We start from the raw sequence: 8,762 nt of genomic DNA, 5'->3' as shown, positions 1-8,762 counted from the left end.
GGCTGCGCGGCTGCCTCACCGGGGCGTCCGCCAACGCCCTGACGCTGACCGGCGGCGACGGCACCCCCTACGCGCTCAGCTTCATCGGCCGTACCCCGGACGAGATCCTGCTGCGCCTGTCCCGCGAGGAGGCCTCGGGCGGCATCGAGCGGCTGCGAGCGCGGCTCCCGGTCACCGGCCGCGAGGCGGAGGTGCTGCTCTGGCTGTCCCGGGGGAAATCGAGCCGCGACATCGGCGAGATCCTGGGGCTCAGCCACCGCACCGTGACCAAGCACCTGGAGGGCATCTACGCCAAGCTCGGCGTCGAGAATCGCACCGCCGCATCGATCATCGCCGCGCGACACCTGCAGGACTGAGCCGCGCCGATCCGCGTTGTCCACAGGCATCGCCGCGGCGCGAAACCCGTTGGTAAGCGCCCTCCCACCACGGTCCCGGCACAGACGAACCAATTCGGGACCGGATGCGATGATGACCAGCCACCAGCTCGCCGACGAACTGAGGCGGGTCGCCACCACGCAGGTCAGCGACATCACCCGGGCGGTGAAGGAGGGCCAGAAGTCGATCGCCCTCAACGAGGTGCGCGACATGGCCCGGCGCCTCAGCTTGCTGGCGGACGCCTTCGACCCGAAATCGGCAGCCGAAGGCAAGGCCGGCCTCGTCGAGGCCGAGCCGCAGGACGGCGCGCAAGCCGCCTGACGATCGCCGCCTGACGCGCGACGCCCGATCCTCCAAGGAACGCCACGATGGTCCGCGCCACTTTCAGCATCCGCCTGGACGGCGCCTGCCTGCCCGCCTCCGCGGCGCAGTGGGTCGCCGACCTGGACGCCGCCCGGGCCACCGCCCGGACCATCGTCCAGGGGCTGATGCGTCAGCACAGCGGCGATACCCGGCTGCTCGATGCGGCCCTGGTGGTCACCGACGAGGCCGGCGCGATGCTGCTGGAGATGTCGTTCCTCGAAGCCCTGTACCTGCCGGTCGAGCCGGTGACCGACCCGTATCGCCGCCGGCCGATCCCGCGGGAATTCGGCGCCGTGCGGACATCCCGGATGCTGCTCAGCGCCGCCATGGCGCCGATCCGGCGGTTCGCCGCCATGGCGGCGATGCGCTGACCTGAATAAAGACCGATGGAGCTGCGCGTTGCCGGTTGCGCCCCGTCCCTTTCCCGGGCGCGTGGAGCGAGAGCGGAACGCGACCCGGGATCCAGCACAGGACGACGCGAAGCGCCTGATTGTGACTGTCGCTTCAAAATCGTGCCGCTGCGCGGCGCTTTCTCTGCTGGATCCCGGATCACCTTCCACTGACGTTACAGGCGTCCGGGAAAAGGGCGCGCGTTTCATTCATGCGCGACGGCCAAAGCCCGTGGCGATTCAGCCGAACAGGTCGGTGACGGCAAATCCGCGGTCCGCGAGCCGTTCTGCCAGGACCCGGCGGTGGCAGCGGGCCGGGTCCCGCTCGAAGCACAGCAGGCAGGTCGGGGCGGCGGCCGCCATGGCGGCGAGTTCGTCCAGGGCTATTCCGCCGGCGCCCGTATCGAGCACCTCTTCACAGTAGATCCTGCGCATCAGCGCCGCGTCGTCCGCCCGGGCCGCCTCGCGGCCGGCCTTCGGCGTGCCGAGGCTGCGCAGATGCGCGTAGCCGAGTCCCGCCTCTGCGAGACCCGTTCCGAGCGCGCCCTTCGAGAAGCCGCGCTTGCGCGAGTTCGCCACCGCCCGCACGTCGGCCAGCACGGCCACGCCCGCCGAGCGCAGCGCATCCGTAAGGCGCTCCGGGTCGAGCCCTTCGTAACCTATGGTGAATAATTGCTTGCTCACGGGACCGTGACGGGACTCGCGTTGCGGGACCGGCACTTAGCCGGATCCGGGCCTGTGAACCAACCGGGGATCGATACCGTATGTCGCGGTAACGACACGCATCTTGGAATTCCGCCGCAAAGTTCGCAAAGCTCCGTTAACTGCGCCGGGCCCATCGATTACGCCTGACTTTGGCGCTTCTTCGGTGGCGGGCTGAACACTGATGGTGCGGGATATCGAGCTTTCGCAGGGTCCGTCCGCTTCGGCGATTCGGGGTGCCGGCCGGTTGAGGAGCGCCCGGCGCATCGCCGCCCGGGTGCTGGCCGTCGCGGTGATGGCAGGCCTGGCCGCCTGCGCGTCGAACACGAATTTCTATCCGACCAAGGGCGACGCCAAGCCCCATCCGGGCGTGGCCAAGGCCAAGCAGCACCCGATCCAGGGCATCGACATCTCGAAATGGCAGGGCAACGTCGACTGGGCTTCGGTCCGGGCCGCCGGCACCCAGTTCGCCTTCATCAAGGCGACCGAGGGCGGCGATCACGTCGACGAACGATTCCGGACCAACTGGGACAACGCCGCCAAGGCCGGCGTGCCGCGGGGCGCCTACCACTTCGTGTTCTGGTGCCGCTCGGCCCGGGACCAGATGGAGTGGTTCAAGCGCAACGTCCCGAACGACCCGACGGCCCTGCCGCCGGTGCTCGACGTGGAATGGAACGGCCACTCGCAGACCTGCCCGAAGAAGCTGCCGAAGGCGCAGGCTCTGGCGATGGTCACCGAGATGCTGGAGGAGATGGAGCGCTACACCGGCAAGCGCCCGATCATCTACACCGACATCACCTTCCACAAGGACGTGCTGGAAGGCGAGCTGCCCGATTACCCGCATTGGCTGCGCTCCACCGCGGCCGAGCCGGAGCAGCGCTTCGTCAACCGGAAGTGGATGCTCTGGCAGTTCACCTCCACCGGGCGCGTGCCCGGCGTACAGGGCGACGTCGACCGCAACGCCTTCTACGGCACGCCGTCCGACTGGGCCTCGTTCCTGTCGACCGATTGCGATCCGCGCGAGCATCGGCGGCTTTCGGAACAGGGTCTTTGCACCGACAAATAAATCATCGGGCCGGATAGACTTAGGTTGGTTCCAGGACGGGGGGCGGGATATAAGCGTGACGGGTTAACCCGCGCGCCAGCGGGCCGCCCGACGAGGTTCCTTCTCGGGGGCCTCCCGCTCCACGATCCCCGACCTGCATGCCCGCTGACCGCGCCGCCTCCCTCACGGGCAACCTGCTCCTCGACGCGCTTCGGGAACCCGACCGCGCGCTGATCGTGCCCCATATCGAGCGGGTCTCCTGCGACAAGGGGGCGATCGTGTTCGAGGCCGGCACGGAGGTGGCGCACATCACCTTCCCCTGCGACCAGACCGTCGTGGCGCTCATCATCGGCACCCGGGACGGACGCTGCGCCGAGACCGCCAGCATCGGTCGCGAGGGTGCCGTCGGCGGCATCGTCAGCGCGGGGCGGGTGCCGGCCTCCACCGAGGCGATCGTGCAGATCGGCGGGCCGATGCTGCGCCTGGAGGCCGACCGGCTTCAGGACGCCAAGCGCCGGTCCCCCGAGGTCCGCAACCTGTTCGCACGCTACGGCGACTGCCTCCTGGCCCAGGTGCTGCAGGCCGCCGCCTGCAACGCGCTCCACCCGATCGAGCAGCGCTGCCTGCGCTGGCTCCTGACGCTCCAGGACCGGATCGGGGGCGACACCCTGCCGATCACCCACGAGTTGCTGGCCTCGATGCTCGGCGTCCAGCGCACCTACCTGACCCGCATCCTGCGGACGCTCCAGGACCAGGGCCTGATCCGGGTCGGGCGCGGGCGCATCACGGTGCTCGACCGCCGGGCGATGTCGGCCTCGGCCTGCGAGTGCCACGCCCGGGTGCAGCGCCATTTCAAGACGGTGCTCGGCGCGGTCTACAGCGCGGACGGCTTCGACCGGATCGAGCCGCCATCTCCAACCGAGGGCGGCCGGGAGCCGGCGCTGGCCCTGCACGGCGGCGCCCGGCGCTGAGGCGATCCGGACGTTCGAAGGGCTCGGGCGCGGCCCGCGAACCTTCTGAGGGACCGCCTGTCAGCCGGCCGCCCGGCGCTCCAGGATCTCGATCAGCGCCCCGTCCGGACCTTCCACGAAGGCGATCCGCAGGCTCGGGCCGCGCTCGGTGATGCCCATCCGCACGGGAACGCCGCGGGCCGTGAGATCGGCCATGGCGGCGTCGATGTCGGCGACGCGCAGACCGATATGCTCGATGCCGAGGCAGGGCGTCTGCGTGGCGGGGGCGGTCTCGACCGGTGCCTGCTCGATGAAGACGGTCAGGCCGCCGAGGTCGAGCACCATGCGCTGCACGGGATCGACGCCGACGCGCTTCACCTCCGTGGCCCCAAAAGTCTCCACGTAGAAGGCTGCCGCCTTCACGGCGTCGCGGCTGCGCAGATGGACGTGGTCGCAGGCATACTGCATCGGATTTCCTCCCGCGGCCCGGTGCCGACGAGCCGGTGATGGCGTCACGCGTCGAGGTTAGGCGGTCGCGCGCTCCGGAGCGAGATCCACCGCTTGACGCAGCGCCAGAACCCGCAGACTTTCGCGGCCACGACCGTTGCAGGGATGCAACAGCCTTCCCACATCCGGGTGGATACCCCACCGCACAGCCTCAAGAGACCGATGCGCAATCCGTACGACGTGCTGGGCGTGGCCAAGGGAGCGAGCGAAGCCGACATCAAGAAGGCTTATCGCAAGCTCGCCAAGGACTTCCACCCCGACCGCAACAAGAACGACGTGAAGGCCAAGGACCGGTTCGCCGAGGCGAACTCGGCCTACGAGATCCTGGGCGATTCCGAGAAGCGCAAGCAGTTCGACCGCGGCGAGATCGACGCCGACGGCAAGCCGCGCGCCAGCGGCTTCGAGGGGTTCTCGGGTGGCTTCGGCGGCGGCCGGTCGAGCGGCTTCGATTTCGAGAACATGGCCCGCAGCCGGCAAGGCGGCGGTGGCATGGGCGGCGGCGGGATGGGCGAGGACATCTTCTCGCACATCTTCGGCGAGGCGTTCCGCGCGGGCGGCGCCGGACCCGGCCAGCGCCAGGCGGCCAAGGGCGAAGATGTCGCGGCCGAGCTGTCCGTCAGCCTGGAGCAGGTCGCCAGCGAGGAGAAGCTGCGCCTCGCCCTGCCCACGGGCCGGGAGGTCGACGTGGTGATCCCCCGGGGCGTCGAGGACGGCCAGACCATCCGGCTCCGCGGCCTCGGCCAGAGCGCCGGCCCCCGCGGCGAGCCCGGCGACGCCCTGCTGACCATCCGGGTCCGGCCGCATCCCCGCTTCACCGTCGAGGGGGCCGACCTGAAGGCCAGCGTCGAGGTGCCGCTGGAGGACGCCGTGCTCGGCGGCACGATCCGGGTGCCGACGCTCACCGGCGCGGTCGAGATGAAGATGCCGCCGATGACGAGTTCGGGCCGCACGTTCCGGCTGCGCGGCAAGGGCCTGCCCAAGAAGGACGGTACCCGCGGCGACCTGCTCGCCACCACGGCGATCACCCTGCCGGAGAGCGAGGATCCGGCGCTCATCGAGTTCGCCCGGAACCGACGCGCCAAGGTGGCGTAGAAGGCTGCGTAACAGGCGCCCCGCACCCGGTCGCCCGGCGGCGGGGTGCGCACTTCCGTCGCCGGGCCGGCTCCGTTAAGGAGACCCCCGGTGCCGCAAGGGGCCGAGAGGTTTCCAGGATCGATCATGGCGGAACACGGGCAGGGCATTCTGGCGGGCAAGCGGGGCCTCGTGCTCGGTGTCGCCAACAACCGCTCGATCGCCTGGGGCATCGCCCGCAGCGCCCGCGCGCACGGGGCCGAACTCGCGTTCACCTACCAGGGCGACGCCTTGCGCAAGCGGGTCGAGCCCCTGGCCAAGGAACTCGACGCCCACGTCATCGGGCATTGTGACGTGACCGAGGCGGCGACCATCGACGCCGTGTTCGCCGAGGCCGCCCGGGTCTTCCCCGAAGGCATCGACTTCGTGATCCACTGCATCGCCTTCTCGGACAAGGACGAATTGACCGGCCGCTACCTCGAGACGTCCGAGGAGAACTTCACCAAGTCGCTCCTGGTCTCGTGCTACTCGTTCACCGCGGTGGCCCAGCGCGCCGAGAAGATCATGCGCCCGGGCGGCTCCCTGGTGACGCTGACCTATTACGGCGCCGAGAAGTGGATGCCGCACTACAACGTCATGGGCGTGGCCAAGGCGGCGCTCGAAGCGTCGGTGCGCTACCTCGCGGCCGATCTCGGGCCGAAGAATATCCGCGTCAACGCGATCTCGGCCGGCCCGATCAAGACCCTGGCGGCCTCGGGGATCGGCGACTTCCGCTACATCCTGAAGTGGAACGAGTACAACGCGCCCCTGCGCCGGACCGTGACCATCGGCGAAGTCGGCGAGACCGCCGCCTACCTGATCTCCGACATGGCCGCGGGCATGACCGGCGAGATCCTGCACGTGGATGCGGGCTACCACGTCGTCGGCATGAAGAACCCCGACGCGCCGGACCTGACCCTCGACAAGGATTAATCTTCGTCGTCCGCGTCGGCGAATTCACCTGAAAGGGTGAGCCCGTCGATCCAGGTCTCGCCGTCGCGCTTGACGACCACCCGCGGCCTGGCGCCCCCATGGATCGCGATCCCGTCCGCCAGCCGCTCGGAATGCGTGACCAGCCAGATCTGGGTGCGCTCGGCGGCCCGGGCGATCATCCGGGCGAGCGGTTCCATCAGATCCGGATGCAGGCTCGCTTCCGGCTCGTTCAGGGCGATGAAGGGCGGCAGCCGGTAGGCCAGCAGCGCTCCGGTGAGGGCGAGGTAGCGCAACGTCCCGTCCGACAGCTCCGAGGCCGCGAAGGTGCGGCCCGGGAAGTCAGGGACGGTGACGCCGAAGCTCGCCTCGCGCCCCGGATCCGGCACCACGAGCCGGGCGCCCGGGAAGGCGCCATCCAGCGCCGCATCGAGATCGCCCGTGTCCTGCCGGATATGGGCCAGGGTGGCGAACACGGCGGCGAGGTCGGACCCGTCCGAGGCGAGGGTCGGCGTCGTCACTGCCAGGCACGGGCGGCGGAGCGGCGACTCGGCATCGGTCCGAAAATCGTGATGGAAGCGCCAAGCCGTCATGGCGAGCCGAACCAGGGCGATCTCCGGGTGACGCGTGGCGTCCAGGAAGGTGCCGAGCGCGGTTTCGGTGGGCAGCAGATCCAGGCCCAGCGGCCGTTTGCGCCCCTCCTCGTCGCGGGCGAAACCGGTCCGGCCATCGCGGTCGAGGAGGACCGCCGTGCGGGCGCCTGTCCGGACGGTCAACCGCTCGGCCTTCACCTGCGGTTCCTTGCGGAAGGCGGCGCCGTAGGTGGTGCCGCCGGCCTGCTGCACGAGCCCGACCTCGACCGCGTAGGTGAACACCTGTCCGGTCCCGTCATCGTACAGGGTGGCGGACAGGCGGATCCGTGCCGCCTCGCCGTGCCGCCGACGCCCCGCCCAGAGCGCCGAATCCATCCCGCCCTCCACGGCGAGCGCGCGGGTGAGCGTCCCCCGGGCGGCGTCCTGAAGCAGTTCGAGGCCGCGATACAGGTTGGTCTTGCCGGTGCCGTTGCCGCCCACGAACACCGACAGGTCGTCCACCGGGAAGCCGATCCGCCGGAGCGAGCGGTAGCCAGAGACCGCGACCTCCCGAACCACCAGCATGCGGCACCCCTTGGATCAGTTCGGGACCTTCAGGTCGGCGATTCCCTTCGCGGCCTTGGGGAATCGCGGGTCCATCGCCTCCAGCGTATCTGCGATCGTGCGGGCAATCACGTAGTTGCGGAACCACTTGTGGTTGGCAGGCACCACCAGCCACGGCGCGTGCGGCGTCGAGCATTGCGAGAGCGCGTCGGCGAAGGCCTGCTGGTAGGAGTCCCAGGCTTTCCGCTCGATGAGGTCGGCGGGGTCGAACTTCCAGTGCTTCTCCCGATCGGCGATCCGGGCTTCGAGGCGCTTCTTCTGCTCGTCCTTGGAGATGTGCAGGAAGAATTTGATCACCACCGTGCCGGATTCGGTGAGCAGCCGCTCGAAATCGTTGATCAGCCGGTAGCGGCCCTGCCAGACCGAGTCGGGGACCAGCTCCTTCACCCGCACCACGAGGACGTCCTCGTAATGGCTGCGGTTGAACACGCCGATCATGCCCCGCCCCGGCGTCCGGGCGTGGTAACGCCACAGGAAATCGTGATCGAGTTCGTCGCTCGACGGCACCTTGAACGACGACACCGCGCAACCCTGCGGGTTGACGCCCTTGAGCACCGACCGGATCGTCCCGTCCTTGCCGCCGGTATCGATCGCCTGGAACACCAGCAGCAGGCTGCGGGCGCGCTCGGCATAGAGACGCTCCTGCAAGGCGCTGATGCGCTCGCGCTCCCGGCTCAGCGCCTCCTTGGCCCAGACCTTGTCGAGGCCGCCGTCGGCGTCGGAATCGATCGCCGTCAGGTCGACCCGCATTCCGGGTTCGACCGCCACGATCCCCGGGGCGACCCGGATCGGGGCCGGCCGGTGGCCGCCCAGGGCCGCCGGGACCGTCCCGGCGATCACGTCGGCCGCACCGGCCCAGACGGCGGTCGAGGGCACCCGCGACCGGGCGGCTTGGTGCCGATCGGAGGCGTCTGTCACGCCCCCGTCCTGCGACTGGCCGGGAAGATGCTTGCCGTGCTTCTTAGACATGGGCAGGACCGTGTTGAGGGGCTTTGCCGACGAACGCCCAGAACGGTTGGCACGCGCGGCCGTTCCGGGCGCCTGCGCAGCGACAGGATTTCGAGACGGTTGGCTACGATCTATTTCATCCGCCACGGCCAGACCGCCTGGAACGCCGAGGGCCGCCTGCAGGGCAGTCGCGACATCGATCTCAACCCGCACGGGGAGGCGCAGGCCGTCGCCGTGGCCGCGCGGC

General features: G+C 69.8%; 12 protein-coding genes. 8 read left to right on the top strand and 4 right to left on the bottom strand.

All coding sequences use genetic code 11. From position 1 onward, the window contains the following. The 3 genes from FV228_RS13335 to FV228_RS13325 form a co-directional block, all read left to right on the top strand. On the top strand, window positions 1–356 hold a 356-nt coding region (locus FV228_RS13335), incomplete at its 5' end, for a helix-turn-helix transcriptional regulator (RefSeq protein WP_187277732.1). A gap of 109 nt (window positions 357–465) precedes the next feature. Continuing rightward, entirely contained in the window at window positions 466–696 is a 231-nt protein-coding gene (locus tag FV228_RS13330; RefSeq protein ID WP_147855066.1) for a hypothetical protein, read from the top strand. Window positions 697–743: 47 nt separating this feature from the next. Continuing rightward, a complete protein-coding gene (locus tag FV228_RS13325) occupies window positions 744–1,109 on the top strand; it encodes a catalase (protein ID WP_147855065.1) in 366 nt (121 codons plus the stop codon). Between the two features lie 258 nt (window positions 1,110–1,367). Here FV228_RS13325 and FV228_RS13320 read toward each other — a convergent pair whose 3' ends face one another. Further along, window positions 1,368–1,811 carry a DUF488 domain-containing protein gene (locus FV228_RS13320; RefSeq protein WP_147855064.1) on the bottom strand — a complete coding sequence of 148 codons (444 nt, stop codon included), beginning with the start codon at window positions 1,809–1,811 and terminating at the stop codon, window positions 1,368–1,370. 313 nt (window positions 1,812–2,124) lie between these two features. Here FV228_RS13320 and FV228_RS13315 point away from each other — a divergent pair, with 313 nt between their 5' ends. Then, window positions 2,125–2,895, top strand: coding sequence for a glycoside hydrolase family 25 protein (locus FV228_RS13315; RefSeq protein WP_238261092.1), 771 nt, complete (start codon window positions 2,125–2,127; stop codon window positions 2,893–2,895). Window positions 2,896–3,032: 137 nt separating this feature from the next. Continuing rightward, window positions 3,033–3,845, top strand: coding sequence for a Crp/Fnr family transcriptional regulator (locus FV228_RS13310; protein ID WP_147855062.1), 813 nt, complete (start codon window positions 3,033–3,035; stop codon window positions 3,843–3,845). A 60-nt stretch (window positions 3,846–3,905) separates the two neighbouring features. On the opposite strand, the gene FV228_RS13305 is transcribed toward FV228_RS13310, so the two are convergent. Further along, a complete protein-coding gene (locus FV228_RS13305; RefSeq protein ID WP_147855061.1) occupies window positions 3,906–4,292 on the bottom strand; it encodes a VOC family protein in 387 nt (128 codons plus the stop codon). Between the two features lie 201 nt (window positions 4,293–4,493). Here FV228_RS13305 and FV228_RS13300 point away from each other — a divergent pair, with 201 nt between their 5' ends. Both FV228_RS13300 and fabI read left to right on the top strand, forming a co-directional pair. After that, on the top strand, window positions 4,494–5,423 hold the full coding sequence (locus FV228_RS13300; RefSeq protein ID WP_147855060.1) for a DnaJ C-terminal domain-containing protein: 930 nt from the start codon (window positions 4,494–4,496) through the stop codon (window positions 5,421–5,423). A gap of 126 nt (window positions 5,424–5,549) precedes the next feature. Further along, a complete protein-coding gene (gene fabI, locus FV228_RS13295) occupies window positions 5,550–6,374 on the top strand; it encodes an enoyl-ACP reductase FabI (RefSeq protein ID WP_147855059.1) in 825 nt (274 codons plus the stop codon). Here the strand turns inward: fabI and FV228_RS13290 are convergent. Then, a complete protein-coding gene (locus FV228_RS13290; RefSeq protein ID WP_147855058.1) occupies window positions 6,371–7,528 on the bottom strand; it encodes an AAA family ATPase in 1,158 nt (385 codons plus the stop codon). The genes fabI and FV228_RS13290 overlap by 4 nt on opposite strands. Window positions 7,529–7,543: 15 nt before the next feature. After that, complete coding sequence (locus tag FV228_RS13285) at window positions 7,544–8,536, bottom strand: polyphosphate kinase 2 family protein (RefSeq protein WP_147855057.1); 993 nt, start codon at window positions 8,534–8,536, stop codon at window positions 7,544–7,546. A 99-nt stretch (window positions 8,537–8,635) separates the two neighbouring features. Here FV228_RS13285 and FV228_RS13280 point away from each other — a divergent pair. Further along, on the top strand, window positions 8,636–8,762 hold a 127-nt coding region (locus FV228_RS13280; RefSeq protein WP_147855056.1), incomplete at its 3' end, for a histidine phosphatase family protein.

The organism is Methylobacterium sp. WL18, from assembly GCF_008040015.1.
In the GTDB taxonomy this organism is placed as follows: domain Bacteria; phylum Pseudomonadota; class Alphaproteobacteria; order Rhizobiales; family Beijerinckiaceae; genus Methylobacterium; species Methylobacterium mesophilicum.
The sequence above is the reverse complement of the archived record's forward strand: the minus strand, read 5'-3'. Positions and strand labels throughout refer to the sequence as shown.